Below are 13,411 nucleotides of genomic sequence, written 5' to 3' on the forward strand. Positions count from 1 at the left end.
CGGGGTCGGCACACTCAGTTTGACAGGCAGGCAAAAGAGGGGTCGATTCAACGACCCCCTTTTTTTGGTCGCGGCGTTCCCCTCTGCACTCCGCAACCTGTTTCTTTCTGATCCCAAATACTCACTTGCCCACGTCAAACGGCCCGAAGCGCCCTGTGTGGCGCAACAACGCGCCTAATCGGATTAGCCCTCTGCCGCCCAATCTTCGGATTGCATTTCACGCAGGCGGCTGGCGGTGCGTTCAAATTCAAACACGCCTTCGCCTTCGATATACAGGCTTTCGGGTTCATCCGCGGCGGAACAGATCAGCCGCACCTTGGCTTCGTACAGCGCATCAATCAGGGTCACGAACCGCTTTGCTTCGTTGAAATTGCTGCGTCCCAACCGGGGCACGTTTTCCAGCACCAACACCTTCACCGCTTCGGCAATCGCCAGATAATCCCCCGGCCCCAGCATCTTGCCGCACAGATCGTAAAACGACGCCCGCGCCACCCCGTTGCGGAAGGCGGGCAATTCCACATCGCGGCCCTTGACCTTTAGCACCAGCGGCTCTGCTTCGCCGCCGGACAGATGTTCCCAAACCTCGCGCAGCTTTTGGCGGCTGTCATCGTTGATCGGTGCGAAATACACTGGCGCACCCTTTAGCCGGTCCTGCCGGTAATCGCGCGGGCTGATCATTTCCCAGACCACCATCCGGTCCTTGATGATGTCGATAAAGGGCAGGAAAAGTTGCCGGTTCAGCCCGTTTTTATACAGGTCATCCGGCACCCGGTTCGAGGTCGTGACAACCACCACCCCCTTTTCAAACAAGATCTGGAACAGCCGCCCCACGATCATTGCATCGGTAATGTCGGTGATCTGCATTTCGTCAAAGGCCAGCAGCTTCACCTTGGATGCAACATCATTGGCAACCGGGGCCAGCGCGTCCTCGATCCCCTGTTTGCGAGACTCGTGCATCGCGGCATGGATTTCCTGCATGAAGGCATGGAAATGCACCCGGCGGGCAGGCACGTCCAGATGTTCCACGAACAAATCCATCAGCATGGATTTCCCACGCCCCACACCGCCCCACAGATACAGCCCCTTTGGCGGGGGCGGCGCCTTGCGGAACAAGCCCTTTTTCACCGGCTTTGCCAGTTCTTCACGGATGCGGTCAAATTCGGGCAGGACGGCTTCTTGCGCGTCGTCGGCATGAAGCTCCTGCGTTGCCACACGTTGGCGGTATGTATCCTGAATGCGGGTCATGCCCCCGCATAGCGCGGCCCGCGACCTTAGAAAAGACCCAGCCCGCACCCCAGAACGAAATGTGATGCACATGCGTACAATTCCTGAATTGACGCGCCCCTGAATTGTCTTACATTCCGCCCGGCGTAACAGGAGTTTTCCCATGCAAGCCCGTGCCCCGCTTTTTAACCCAGTACTGATTGTTGGCTGCCTGATCATTCTGGTTGGCTTTTCCGTCCGGGCCAGTTTCGGTGTGTTCCAGATTCCGATCGCGCAGGAATTCAACTGGCCGCGTGCGGAATTTTCGCTGGCCATTGCGATTCAGAATTTAGCCTGGGGGATCGGCCAGCCGATTTTTGGGGCGCTGGCAGAAAAGATCGGGGATCGCAAGGCTATCGTGATGGGCGCGATCACCTATGCGGCGGGTCTGGTCCTGTCGTCCTTTGCTGTCACGCCCGAAGCGCATCAGCTTTATGAAATCCTTGTGGGTTTTGGCATTGCCGGAACCGGGTTTGGCGTCATTCTGGCCGTGGTGGGCCGCGCCGCATCGGATGAAAACCGTTCGATGTCTTTGGCGATCACCACCGCAGCCGGATCCGCCGGTCAGGTCTTCGGCGCGCCGGTGGCGGAATGGATGCTGGGCTTTTTGTCGTGGCAAGAGGTGTTCATGCTGTTCGCCGCCGCGCTGATCCTGATGCTCGCCTTCCTGCCGCTGATGCGCAGCCCCACCGGCCCCGCCAGCAAGGCCGAGCTGGAAGAAAGCATGGGTGCCATTCTGGGCAAGGCATTCCGCGACCCGTCCTATACCTTCATCTTTCTGGGGTTCTTTTCCTGTGGCTACCAACTGGCCTTTGTCACCGCGCATTTCCCGGCCTTCGTGACGGAAATGTGCGGCCCGATTGCGGCTGACGGGGTGCTGTCATCGCTTGGGATCGGATCTACATCGGCGCTGGGGGCGGCTGCGATTTCGCTGATCGGTCTGGCCAATATCGGTGGTTCGCTCATGGCCGGATGGCTGGGCAATCGGTTTTCCAAAAAATACCTGCTGGCCGGGATTTATGGGCTGCGCACGATTATTGCCGCCGCTTTCATCCTGACGCCAATGACCCCTGCCACCGTCATTCTGTTTTCCGTGACGATGGGGGCGCTGTGGCTGGCAACGGTTCCGCTGACCAGCGGGCTGATCGCGCATATCTATGGGCTGCGCTATATGGGAACGCTGTACGGGATCGTTTTCTTTTCGCACCAGTTGGGCAGCTTCTTGGGCGTCTGGCTGGGCGGGCGGATGTATGACGCCTATGGCGATTACACGATGGTGTGGTGGATCGGCGTGGGCGTCGGTGCATTCTCGGCGCTGATCAACCTGCCAATCCGGGAAAACCGGACCGCGCCGCAAACGGCCTAAGCCCCCTGCTGGCAAAGCCGCGCAATTACTGCGCGGCTTTCCACTGATCCAGAATATAGCGGCTGGTCATCAAATCCAGATGCGCCCCGCCACCGTTTTTGAACAGCGTTATGTCATCCGGGCTGTTGCGGGTGAATTTATCCAGCGTGTAATAATCCGACACCAGATCATCCCGCGTAATCACCCCCGATTGCAGCGGAATTTCAATTTCCCCGATATGGCCAATCGTGGTGTCGAAACTATCCACGAACACCCGCGCCCGCGTCAAAGCGGCATCGTCCGCTTCGCGCATATCCGGGCGATAAGCCCCAATCAGGTCGATATGCTGGCCCGGTTGCAGCCACTCGCCCTTGATATTCGGCTGGGTGCTCATGGTGGCACTGGTCACGATGTCCGCCGCCCGCACTGCGGTTTCCAGATCATCGGCCACCTGCATCCCCGGAAACTCTGCCGCCATGAGTTCGGCATTCGTCCGCGTGCGGTTCCAGACGGTAAATTCCGCATTCGGGAAAACCGCGCCATAGGCCTGCCGCAAGGACCGCCCCACGGTTCCCGCCCCAACGATAAGAATTTTACGGCTATCAGGCCGGGCCAGACGTGTCGCCGCCAACAGGCTGTCCCCGGCGGTTTTCCATTTCGTCACCAGATGGAAATCCACCAGCGCCTCTAACATGCCGTCCGTGTGGGCATACAGCGACACACCGCCATTCACCATCGGCTTACCCGCCGCCGGATTGCCGGGAAACACTGTGGCCGATTTCACCGCCAGCCCCAACCCGTCAATCCATGCCGCCCGGTTCAGCAACGTATCTTTGCCCCGGTACAGGAACGTATCCGCGATTTCCGCCTTGGGCCGTTGGTGGCCAGCGGCAAGGGCAGCCACAAACCCCATCCAATCCAGCAGCTTTTCGCCTTCGTCAAAAGAAATCATTGGAATAGTCACTGTGTTTCCTCCTTGGTCAGCAATCCGTGCCGGATCAGGCAATCGGCCCAGCCTGCGGGACCGTCGAACAGATGGGTCTGCCAGCCACGCGCCGCGGCGGCTTCGATATTTTCGGGGCGGTCATCGGTGAACAGCAACCCCTGTGGGTCAAAACCGCTGTCTTGCTCCAGCGCCGCATAAATACCCGCGTCGGGTTTGATCAGTCGCAACTGACCCGACACATAGCGCCGGTCGAACAAATCCAGAAACGGATAAGCCGCGCGGGCAATTTCAAAGGTTTCAACCCCGAAATTCGTCAGCCCCAGCAGCGGCACGCCCTTGGCCTTCAGCGCGGTCAGAATCCGTACCGAACGCGGGATGGCGGGGCTGGCCATGTCAATCCAACGATCATGCCACAGCATGATATCAGCCGCGAAATCAGGATGGGCGCGGGCTGCTGCCTGCCATGTGCCCAAAAACGGCTGACCACGATCCACATCCAGATTAAATTCGTGCAGATCGACCGCCGCGAACAACGCCTTGCGCCGTTCAACCCCAATGGCGCTGTCGTAAAACCGCTCTGGCTCCCATTCGATCAGCACGCGGCCAATATCCCAGACAACTGCCTGAATCATGTCTTTGCCTTTCGCAAGACCCGTTCCAGCGCATCCAGAAACCGGGACCGATCCGCCTTGGAAAATCCCTTGCCGCCGCCCTGCCGGAACGGATCGGCAGCCCGCAGGTCATACATCAGATCCCGCATGGCCAGCGCATTGCCGATATTGGCTTGGGTCAGCGCCTCTCCGTCATGTTTCAGCACCAGCGCCCCGGCTTCGACGCATTTGGCCGCCAGCGGGATGTCGGCGGTAATCACCACATCCCCAACCCCGGCCCGTTCCGCGATCCACATATCGGCCACATCGGGACCTTCGGGAACGATCACGGTTTCCACCAGCGGATTGGCCGATGGCCGCAGCCCGCCATTGCACACCATTTTCAACGGCACACGATGGCGGGTCGCAACGCGCTCGGCCTCGGCCTTGACCGGGCAGGCATCGGCATCCACATACAGCGTGGTCACGAATACAGCGCCTCGGCATGGAAGGCGACGTGATCCTCCATGAAGGTCGAGACAAAGAAATAGCTGTGATCATAGCCCTTTTGCAGGCGCAAATTAGCGGGCAGGCGGCGGGTCATCACGGCCTCGGCCAAGGTTTCAGGCATCAGATAATCCAGAAACTGATCGTTGCTGCCCGTATCCACCAGCAGCGGAATATCCAGCCCCTCGGCCCGCATCATCAGGGTGGCATCATGCGGCACCCACATGTCTTCGTTCTGCCCCAGATAGGCGCCCAGTTGCTTGCGTCCCCAATCCCCGGCAGTGGGATGGCAGATCGGCGCAAAGGCAGACACAGACCGGAACCGCCCCGGCAGCCCCATCGCCAGCGTCAGCGCCCCATGCCCGCCCATCGAATGACCGGTGATGGATTGGCGATCTTCGTCCACGTTGAAATTCCCGGTGATAAGGCGCGGCAATTCTTCGGCCACATAATCCCACATCTGGTAATGCGCGGCCCACGGGGCTTGGGTGGCGTTCACATAGAACCCCGCGCCTTTGCCCAGATCGTAATTCGGATCATCCGCCACATCTTCGCCACGGGGCGAGGTGTCCGGAAACACCAGCGCGATCCCTTGTTCTGCGGCCCACGCCTGCGCCCCGGCCTTGACCATCGCGTTTTCATGGGTGCAGGTCAGCCCCGACAAATACCACAGCACCGGAACCGGGCCTTGTTCGGCTTCTTCGGGCAGGAACAACCCAAAGGTCATATCGCAATTGGTCACATGGGACGGATGCCGATACACCCCTTGTACGCCCCCGAAACAACGGTTTTCTGAAATCACGTCCATCGCGCCCTCCTGACTGGTTTGGCTTATGGCTAACCCAGTCCCCCGGCACGGGCAAGGATCACGGGACGTAGACCCAGGCGATTACTGCGGAAATCGTGAAAATGCTTAATGCCGTGGAAATCAGGATCGAGGCAGACACCCGATGCGGCGCAACCCCATAGTGTTGCGCCAGAATATAGACATTCCCCGCCACCGGCAGCGCTGCCGCCGCGATCATCACGCTCGCCGCGTAGGGTTCCACCGGAAACAGCAGCAATGCCGCCACGGCCACGGCACCGGGATGCAGCACCAGCTTGGCAAAGGACAGCCAGCCCGCCACCGCCAACCGTTCCGCCGATTTGGATGCCAGCGACGCCCCGATGGCAAACAACGCCCCCGGCGTGGCCGCAGCCCCCAGAATGCTGACAAATTCATTCAGCGGCGCCGGGATCGGAATGCGCAGCGCCGACCACGCCAACCCAACGGTGATGGACACGATCATCGGGTTTTTCAGCAGCCCCACCCCCACCGTGCGCAGGATCGCAGGCGACACGCGCCCATCCCGGCTCCCCGTGATCAGGATCACGATCAGACTGCCGAACACGATCAGGTCCACCGCCAGCACCAGCATAACCGGCCCAATGGCCGCCTCGCCCATCAGCAGCACCAGCATCGGAACGCCCAGAAACCCGACATTGCCGATCACAGCGCATTGCGCCTCGACTGCGGCTTCTTCGACCCCACGATGGCGGATCAGCGCCACCACGGTTGCCAGCACATAAATCACCGCCGTGCCGCTTAGATACGCCAGCACAAAGGACAGATCGAACACTTCTCCCAACGACAGGTTGGCGGAAAACCGGAAAAGCATCGCCGACAAGGCAAAGTAGAACACGAACTTGGTCAGCCAAGCCGTCGCCTCATCCGTAAAGAACCGCGTTCTGCCCGCGCCATAGCCCAGCCCGATCAGGGCAAAGAATGGCAAAGTCTTGAAAAATATCTCGATCATGCGTCCTGCCTATCAGCACGGTTTTCCCCGTCAATCAGATTACGACAGACTTAGGCTTCCTTGTGGGCAATGCCTCGTTTCATCTTGCAAAAAATACTCATCACACATCAGACAGGCCCGCCCGACGCAGATCGGACGCACAGCATCAGGTTCTTTCTTGGTACAAATATCCAATTCCGACCGGGCCACGAAATGCCCCGGTCGAAACAGAAACGCCTTAGCCCACCACGTTGAAATCCGGGCCATAGGGGTAGCCGGTGATATTTTCCGCCCCGGTTTCGGTGATCACCAGAATATCGTGTTCCCGATACCCACCCGCGCCGGGCTGCCCCTCTGCGATGGTCAGCATCGGTTCCATCGAAATCACCATGCCCGGTTCCAGCACCGTGTCGATATCCTCGCGCAGTTCCAGCCCCGCCTCGCGGCCATAGTAATGCGACAGCACCCCGAAGGAATGACCATAGCCAAAGGTCCGGTATTGCAGCAGATCGCGTTCCGCAAAGAAGTCGTTGATCTTCAGCGTGACATCGGCGCAGCTTACGCCGGGTTTCAGCAGGCTCATCCCGTATTCATGGGCTGCCACATTCGCCTGCCAGATCGCCAGCGACTCTGCGTCGACCTCTTGCACGAACATTGTGCGTTCCAGTGCGGTGTAATAGCCGCTGATCATCGGAAAGGTGTTCAGCGACAGGATATCGCCCCGTTCCAGAACCCGAGCCGTAACCGGGTTATGCGCCCCGTCCGTGTTCAGCCCCGACTGGAACCAAACCCAGGTGTCACGGTATTCCGCATCGGGGAAGGCGCGGGCGATTTCCGCCTCCATCGCGTCGCGGCCTGCCATTGCCACGTCGATTTCGCGCGCGCCCAGCTTTGCCGCGTCGCGGATCGCATAGCCGCCCACATCGGCCACCCGCGCACCTTCACGGATCAGCGCGATTTCCGCCGGGGATTTGTGCATACGCTGGCGCATGGTCGCATCGAACATATCCACCATACGGGACGGCGACAAAAAGCTTTCCAGCTTGGCCTTTTGCATCAGGGTCAGGTGATCGCCTTCGTAGCCGATCACCCGGCCTTCGCCGGAAACGGACCGAACCGCCCGCCAGAAATTATCCCGCTGCCAGTCGGTATAGGTGATATTGTCCCCATGACAGCGCCGCCACGGCTGCCCCGCGTCAATCCCGGCGCTGATGGTGACATCTGCACTGGCCGTCACCACCAGCCCATAGGGCCGCCCGAAAGAGCAATATAAAAACCCGCTGTAATACGCGATATTGTGCATCGAGGTCAGCACCACCGCGTCAACCCCGGCTTGCGCCATGCTGGCCCGCAAACCAGCCAGCCGCGCCTCATATTCCGCGGATGAAAACGGCAGCTTTGCCTTTTCCCCATTATGGAACCGATACATTTCAGGACGTGAAGTCATTTCGACCCTCCTAAGTGTTAGAAAGGTCCCGGCGTTCAGGACGGAAAGGGGCGCATGATGTCCCGCCTGTTGCGGATCATGTGGCGACGCCATCGCCCCGCCCCTGTGCCACCTTGCCCATACCGCGCAATCTGGCAAGATGGTTTGTGACAGCAAACAGGGAAATCCGACATCATGACCAGCACCCCAACCCCCGGCGCCCGCAATCTGATCACCGATGTAGCAGGGTTCCGCGTTGGCAACGCGCAGGACGACCATATTAAAACGGGCGTTACCGTGTTGCTGGCCGATCAGCCCTTTACTGCCGGTGTGCATGTGATGGGCGGCGCTCCCGGCACCCGCGAAACCGATCTGCTGGCCCCGGACAAAACGGTGGAACAGGTGGATGCGCTGGTATTGTCCGGCGGTTCGGCCTTTGGACTGGATGCGGCTTCGGGTGTAGCGGACGCGCTGCGCCAACAGGGCCGGGGTTTTGCCGTGGGCGATCAACTGGTGCCGATCGTGCCGGGCGCGATCCTGTTTGATCTGATCAATGGCGGGGATAAGAACTGGCCTGAAAACCCCTATAAACGACTGGGGTCCGAGGCGTTACGCAATGCCGCCACCGCATTCGATCTGGGCAGCATCGGGGCAGGCACCGGGGCAACCACCGCGAACTGGAAAGGCGGGTTGGGGTCTGCCTCGATCACCTTGCCATCCGGGCATACGGTTGGGGCGCTGGTGGCGGTGAATGCGCTGGGGTCCGCAACCGTGGGCGAAAGCGCCCATTTCTGGGCCGCACCCTTTGAGCAAAACGACGAATTCGGCAATCGCGGCATCGCCCAGCATTACCCGGACACCCATATTCCACCGACCAAACTGGCCGCCCATGCCAATACCACCATCGGCATCATCGCCACCGATGCGCAGCTAACGCAGGCGCAATGCACCCGGCTGGCGACGGCGGCGCATGATGGCTATGCCCGTGGACTGTTCCCGTCCCATACCCCGATGGATGGCGATCTGATCTTTGCCGCGTCATCCGGGGCAAAACTGCTGAACCATCCGCCCAGCGATACGCTGTATCTGGGCCATGCGGCGGCGACGGTCATGGCGCGGGCCATTGCCCGCGCGATTTTCCACGCCACCCCAGCCCCCGGCGATGCGCAACCCAGCTATCGCCAGCATCACGGCTAAGCTAAGGCTTATAACCCCGCCAGCAGGTGCCGCATCATGCGGCTGTCTGCATCGGTCAGCCCATCAATCACATCAAAGTGATGCCGCCCCGGATCAACCACACAGGCGCAGCCCCAGCTTTCGGCTAGGGCTGTGGCCTGTTCCAGAAACACCGGGCGTTCCTCGGCCCCGACCCAGACTTCGACCGCGATACCGGGTAAGGGGGCCATCAAAACCGGGCTTTCGGCCTCGGCCCCGGCCATGTCCAGCCGGAACGCATCATTCATGGATGTACGCAACATCGGGCGCAGATCGGCCACCGGCGAAATCGGCATGACCCGTGCCACACGGTTCGCCACGGGATCGGGCAACATACCCGGCACGCACATCCGCGCCACCAGATGCCCGCCTGCCGAATGCCCCGCCAACAGGATCGGCCCTGCCACCATATCCGCCGCCACCGGGATCATATGGGCGATCTGACGGGTAATATCGGCAATCCCCACATCGGGACACAGATCATAGGACGGCATTGCCACCGCCCACCCCTGTTCCAGCGCACCAATCGCCAGATGCGACCAATAGGATTTATCGAACCGCAGCCAATAGCCCCCATGCACAAAGACAAACAGCCCCTTTGCCGTTCCTTCGGGGCGGAACAGATCGAACCGTTGGCGCGGGCTATCGCCATAGGGAATATCCAGATCGGCCAACCCTTGTTCCAGCAGCCCTTCTCTTAGCCCGGCGGCCTGCGCGGCCCAGCGGTCAGGATAGGCATCCGACCCCGGAATATAAGCAGCATTGGCATAGGCGTCGTCCAGATTTTCTTGACTCATTTCATTAACACGTTAAGTTTCTGTTTGATCAAACTCTCTGGACAAGCCTAACGCCAAGTGTTTTCCCTGTGCCAGAACAAAAATTTAAAAAGGGGAGCCTCATGCTGGATACCAAAACCGATCTGCGCTCATTGCTGAAAGACCCGACCCTGCTGGCCGAACAGGCCTATGCCGGGGGTGAATGGGTTGATGGCGAAGGCGGCGCAACCTTTGCCGTGACCAACCCGGCGCGGGGGGATGTCATTGCCAATGTCGCGGACATGTCGCGCGCTCAGGTGGCCCACGCCATCGCCACCGCCGAAAAAGCGCAAAAAGAATGGGCACAATGGACCGGCAAGGAACGGGCCGCCGTGCTGCGTAAATGGTTCGATCTGATGATGGAAAATCAGGACGATCTGGGCATCATCCTGACCGCCGAACAGGGCAAACCCCTGCCCGAAGCCAAGGGCGAAATCGCCTATGGTGCGGCCTTCATCGAATTCTTCGGCGAAGAAGCCAAACGCATCTACGGCGAAACCATCCCCGGCCACCAGCGTGACAAGCGCATCACCGTGATCAAACAGCCGATTGGCGTGGCCGCGTCGATCACGCCCTGGAACTTCCCCAACGCGATGATCACCCGCAAAGCAGGCCCGGCATTGGCCGCTGGCTGTGCATTCGTGGCCCGTCCTGCGGCAGAAACCCCGCTGTCGGCAACGGTTCTGGCCGTGCTGGCCGAACGCGCGGGCATCCCCAAGGGCGTGTTCAATGTCGTCACCTCCTCGCGCAGCAGCGAAATCGGCAAGGAATTCTGCGAAAACCCCGCCGTGCGCAAGCTGACCTTCACCGGCTCGACCGAGGTGGGGCGCATCCTGCTGCGTCAGGCCGCCGATCAGGTGATGAAATGTTCGATGGAATTGGGCGGCAACGCGCCGTTCATTGTGTTCGATGATGCCGATCTGGACGCCGCCGTTCAGGGCGCAATCATGTGCAAATTCCGCAACAACGGCCAAACCTGCGTCTGTGCCAACCGGATTTACGTGCAGGAAGGGGTCTATGACGCCTTTGCCGCCAAGCTGAAAGCCGCCGTCGAACAAATGAAGGTGGGCGATGGTCTGGAAGACGGCACCGATCTGGGGCCGCTGATCAACACCGACGCGATTGCCAAGGTGCAGGAACATGTGGCCGACGCCACCGCCAAAGGGGCCAAGGTCATTCTGGGGGGCGGCGACCCACTGCAAGGCCCCGGCAACTTCCTGCCGCCGACCATCGTCACCGGGGCCACGCAGGACATGCAGTTTGCTACGGACGAAACCTTTGGCCCGCTGGCCCCGCTGTTTAGCTTCAAGGACGAAGACGACGTCATCGCGATGGCGAATGACACGATTTTCGGTCTGGCCTCGTATTTCTATGCCAAGGATCTGAGCCGCGTTTACAAAGTGGCCGAGGCGCTGGAATACGGCATCGTCGGCGTGAACACCGGCATCATTTCCACCGAGGTCGCCCCCTTTGGCGGCGTCAAACAATCCGGTCTGGGCCGCGAAGGCAGCCACCACGGGATCGAGGATTATCTGGAAATGAAATATATCTGCATGGCCGTCTGAGCCATCACAGGGCATCAAAAAACGCCCCGGTTCTGGCCGGGGCGTTTTGCATTTCACGGGGGGCGTTGCGCCGTTCAGCCCGGAACCAAGGCCGCCGTCAACACACGACCCAGCCGCGCGATCCCTTCGTCAATCGCCTGCTGCGACGGGCTGGAAAAATTCAGCCGCAGCGTATTCGCCCCGGACCCGTCCGCGAAAAACGCACCGCCCGGCACGAATGCCACCTTTTCCGTTTTCAGTGCTTGCTCCAACAGCTTTGCGCCATCCATCCCCTTGGGCAGCGTCACCCAAACGAACATCCCGCCTTCGGGTTTTGTCCATTCCACACCTGCGGGCATATGGGTTTCCAGCGCCGCCAGCATCCGGTCCCGGCGGGAACGGTACAGCCCCCGCAGCTTTTCCAGATGCTCGTCAAAATCACCATTCGCCACCTCGGCAATCGCCATCTGGTTCAGCGTCGCGGTGTGCAAATCGCCCGCCTGTTTCAGCAGAACCATCTGGTTCACCACCGATTTCGCGGCACAAACCCACCCGATCCGCAGGCCCGGCGACAGGGTTTTGGAAAACGACCCGCAATAGATGGTACGGCACGCGTTGATGTCGCCCTTGCGGGCCACCTCCAGCGCCAGAATGGGCGGGATTGATGCACCGTCATACCGCAGCGATTGATAGGCCGCGTCCTCGATCACCGCGCAATCCAGCCCTTCGGCCAGATCCAGCACCTGTTCGCGTTCTGTCTGGCTGAGCGTCACGCCGGTGGGGTTGGCGAAATCCACGGATAGATAGGCAAATTTCACCCGTCCCGGTGCAGCGGCGGCAGCGTAATCCTGCACCGATCTGTTTCCGCCCGGCTGCAACCTGTCATATCGCGGTTCATAGGCGTTGAACGCGCCCAACGCACCCAGATAGGTCGGCCAGCCCACCAGCGCCGTATCGCCCGGCGACAGGAACAGTTTCCCCAGATAGTCCAGCGCTTGCTGCGACCCGCTGGTGATCAGGATATTTCCCGCCTCGCACGGCACGCCCAGTTTGGCCATTTCCCCAACGATCCACTGACGCAGCGGCAAATACCCTTCGGACGCGGAATATTGCAGCGACAACGCATGATTGCCGCCGCCCAGTGCCTTGGCCATCGCGGCCTGAAACGCATCCACCGGAAACAGCGCAGGATCGGGAATCCCACCGGCAAAGGAAATAATATCCGGCTGATCCAGCAGTTTCAGCAGTTCCCGAATTTCCGAGGCTTTCATCCCCGAAATGCGCGAGGCGAAAAGATTTGGCAAGCTCATGAGGCCGACTCCGTAATTATGTTGCGACCATCACCGGAGTCGCGCAATAAGTCAATGTGTCTGACATAAATTGTGATCTGGCACCGACCTGTTCCCCAACCCCAAAAGAAAACCCGCCCTGTCACAACGGACAAGGCGGGCGCGCATGAAAGGAAGCGGGGGATTACGCGGATGATATTCCCGCGTAACCCGGATCGGTCAGTTGACTGCCTTGGCGTCAACCACGTCCTTTTGGACGCTCTGGCCATTGGCAATTTCAATCCGGCGGGGTTTCAACGTTTCAGGCATTTCCCGGATCAGATCAATATGCAGCATCCCGTCCGCATGGGTCGCGCCGGTGACTTTCACATGATCGGCCAGCGTAAACCGACGTTCAAAGGCGCGGGTGGCAATGCCACGATGCAGATAGGTGCGCGCGTTATCGTCTTCGGCTTTCTTTGCCGATACGACCAGCGCGTTTTCTTTCACTTCGACGGACAGATCGTCAGCCGAAAACCCGGCCACAGCGATCGAAATGCGATAGGCGTTTTCGTCGGTCTTTTCGATATTATACGGCGGATAGCTGGGTTGTGCGACGTCGCTGGCAAAAGCGCGATCCATCAGATCGGCAAGCTGGTCAAAGCCAACGGTGGCACGGTACAGGGGGGCAAGATCAAAGCTGCGCATGGGTAATCC

At 60.0% G+C, this 13,411-nt stretch carries 13 protein-coding genes; 3 read left to right on the top strand and 10 right to left on the bottom strand.

Translation table 11 applies throughout. The features are described from left to right. Positions 1 to 183 precede the first annotated feature (183 nt). The gene (zapE, locus tag FN828_RS00560; RefSeq protein WP_142491431.1) at positions 184 to 1,245 is read right to left on the bottom strand and encodes a cell division protein ZapE; all 1,062 of its coding nucleotides are present in this window, start codon (positions 1,243 to 1,245) and stop codon (positions 184 to 186) included. A gap of 142 nt (positions 1,246 to 1,387) precedes the next feature. Here zapE and FN828_RS00565 point away from each other — a divergent pair, with 142 nt between their 5' ends. Then, entirely contained in the window at positions 1,388 to 2,629 is a 1,242-nt protein-coding gene (locus FN828_RS00565; protein ID WP_142491432.1) for an MFS transporter, read from the top strand. Positions 2,630 to 2,654: 25 nt separating this feature from the next. Here FN828_RS00565 and FN828_RS00570 read toward each other — a convergent pair whose 3' ends face one another. The 6 genes from FN828_RS00570 to FN828_RS00595 all read right to left on the bottom strand — a co-directional run bounded on the left by FN828_RS00570 (position 2,655) and on the right by FN828_RS00595 (position 7,873). After that, positions 2,655 to 3,560 carry an ornithine cyclodeaminase family protein gene (locus FN828_RS00570; RefSeq protein WP_142491764.1) on the bottom strand — a complete coding sequence of 302 codons (906 nt, stop codon included), beginning with the start codon at positions 3,558 to 3,560 and terminating at the stop codon, positions 2,655 to 2,657. A gap of 8 nt (positions 3,561 to 3,568) precedes the next feature. Next, complete coding sequence (locus FN828_RS00575) at positions 3,569 to 4,186, bottom strand: HAD family hydrolase (RefSeq protein WP_142491433.1); 618 nt, start codon at positions 4,184 to 4,186, stop codon at positions 3,569 to 3,571. Next, positions 4,183 to 4,632 (bottom strand): YaiI/YqxD family protein, encoded by a 450-nt coding sequence (locus FN828_RS00580; protein ID WP_142491434.1) that lies wholly within the window; start codon positions 4,630 to 4,632, stop codon positions 4,183 to 4,185. Before FN828_RS00580 ends, FN828_RS00575 begins: the two co-directional genes overlap by 4 nt. Then, the gene (gene fghA / locus FN828_RS00585) at positions 4,629 to 5,459 is read right to left on the bottom strand and encodes an S-formylglutathione hydrolase (RefSeq protein WP_142491435.1); all 831 of its coding nucleotides are present in this window, start codon (positions 5,457 to 5,459) and stop codon (positions 4,629 to 4,631) included. Before fghA ends, FN828_RS00580 begins: the two co-directional genes overlap by 4 nt. 58 nt (positions 5,460 to 5,517) lie before the next feature. Continuing rightward, positions 5,518 to 6,447, bottom strand: a complete 930-nt coding sequence (locus tag FN828_RS00590; RefSeq protein WP_142491436.1) for an AEC family transporter — start codon at positions 6,445 to 6,447, stop codon at positions 5,518 to 5,520. Between the two features lie 217 nt (positions 6,448 to 6,664). Beyond that, positions 6,665 to 7,873 (bottom strand): aminopeptidase P family protein, encoded by a 1,209-nt coding sequence (locus FN828_RS00595; RefSeq protein WP_142491437.1) that lies wholly within the window; start codon positions 7,871 to 7,873, stop codon positions 6,665 to 6,667. 174 nt (positions 7,874 to 8,047) lie between these two features. Here FN828_RS00595 and FN828_RS00600 point away from each other — a divergent pair, with 174 nt between their 5' ends. Beyond that, entirely contained in the window at positions 8,048 to 9,049 is a 1,002-nt protein-coding gene (locus tag FN828_RS00600) for a P1 family peptidase (protein WP_142491438.1), read from the top strand. 8 nt (positions 9,050 to 9,057) lie between these two features. Here FN828_RS00600 and FN828_RS00605 read toward each other — a convergent pair whose 3' ends face one another. Next, positions 9,058 to 9,864 (bottom strand): alpha/beta hydrolase, encoded by an 807-nt coding sequence (locus tag FN828_RS00605; RefSeq protein ID WP_142491439.1) that lies wholly within the window; start codon positions 9,862 to 9,864, stop codon positions 9,058 to 9,060. Between the two features lie 101 nt (positions 9,865 to 9,965). On the opposite strand from FN828_RS00605, the gene FN828_RS00610 reads away from it, so the two are divergent. Then, a complete protein-coding gene (locus FN828_RS00610) occupies positions 9,966 to 11,447 on the top strand; it encodes an NAD-dependent succinate-semialdehyde dehydrogenase (RefSeq protein WP_142491440.1) in 1,482 nt (493 codons plus the stop codon). 74 nt (positions 11,448 to 11,521) lie between these two features. Here the strand turns inward: FN828_RS00610 and FN828_RS00615 are convergent, their stop codons facing one another. Together FN828_RS00615 and FN828_RS00620 are read right to left on the bottom strand one after the other, a co-directional pair. After that, complete coding sequence (locus FN828_RS00615; RefSeq protein ID WP_142491441.1) at positions 11,522 to 12,736, bottom strand: aminotransferase-like domain-containing protein; 1,215 nt, start codon at positions 12,734 to 12,736, stop codon at positions 11,522 to 11,524. A gap of 198 nt (positions 12,737 to 12,934) precedes the next feature. Then, positions 12,935 to 13,402, bottom strand: a complete 468-nt coding sequence (locus FN828_RS00620) for an Hsp20 family protein (protein ID WP_142491442.1) — start codon at positions 13,400 to 13,402, stop codon at positions 12,935 to 12,937. Positions 13,403 to 13,411 lie beyond the last annotated feature (9 nt).

This window comes from Thalassovita litoralis (assembly GCF_900182725.1).
Classification (GTDB): Bacteria; Pseudomonadota; Alphaproteobacteria; order Rhodobacterales; family Rhodobacteraceae; genus Thalassobius; species Thalassobius litoralis.

Excerpts from the sequence above, each read along its gene's own strand:
- FN828_RS00605 (WP_142491439.1), bottom strand. The coding sequence starts at position 9,864 with ATGAGTCAAGAAAATCTGGACGACGCCTATGCCAATGCTGCTTATATT.
- FN828_RS00575 (WP_142491433.1), bottom strand. The coding sequence starts at position 4,186 with ATGATTCAGGCAGTTGTCTGGGATATTGGCCGCGTGCTGATCGAATGG.
- FN828_RS00615 (WP_142491441.1), bottom strand. The coding sequence starts at position 12,736 with ATGAGCTTGCCAAATCTTTTCGCCTCGCGCATTTCGGGGATGAAAGCC.
- FN828_RS00570 (WP_142491764.1), bottom strand. The coding sequence starts at position 3,560 with ATGATTTCTTTTGACGAAGGCGAAAAGCTGCTGGATTGGATGGGGTTT.
- FN828_RS00610 (WP_142491440.1), top strand. The coding sequence starts at position 9,966 with ATGCTGGATACCAAAACCGATCTGCGCTCATTGCTGAAAGACCCGACC.
- fghA (WP_142491435.1), bottom strand. The coding sequence starts at position 5,459 with ATGGACGTGATTTCAGAAAACCGTTGTTTCGGGGGCGTACAAGGGGTG.
- zapE (WP_142491431.1), bottom strand. The coding sequence starts at position 1,245 with ATGACCCGCATTCAGGATACATACCGCCAACGTGTGGCAACGCAGGAG.
- FN828_RS00600 (WP_142491438.1), top strand. The coding sequence starts at position 8,048 with ATGACCAGCACCCCAACCCCCGGCGCCCGCAATCTGATCACCGATGTA.
- FN828_RS00590 (WP_142491436.1), bottom strand. The coding sequence starts at position 6,447 with ATGATCGAGATATTTTTCAAGACTTTGCCATTCTTTGCCCTGATCGGG.
- FN828_RS00620 (WP_142491442.1), bottom strand. The coding sequence starts at position 13,402 with ATGCGCAGCTTTGATCTTGCCCCCCTGTACCGTGCCACCGTTGGCTTT.
- FN828_RS00595 (WP_142491437.1), bottom strand. The coding sequence starts at position 7,873 with ATGACTTCACGTCCTGAAATGTATCGGTTCCATAATGGGGAAAAGGCA.
- FN828_RS00565 (WP_142491432.1), top strand. The coding sequence starts at position 1,388 with ATGCAAGCCCGTGCCCCGCTTTTTAACCCAGTACTGATTGTTGGCTGC.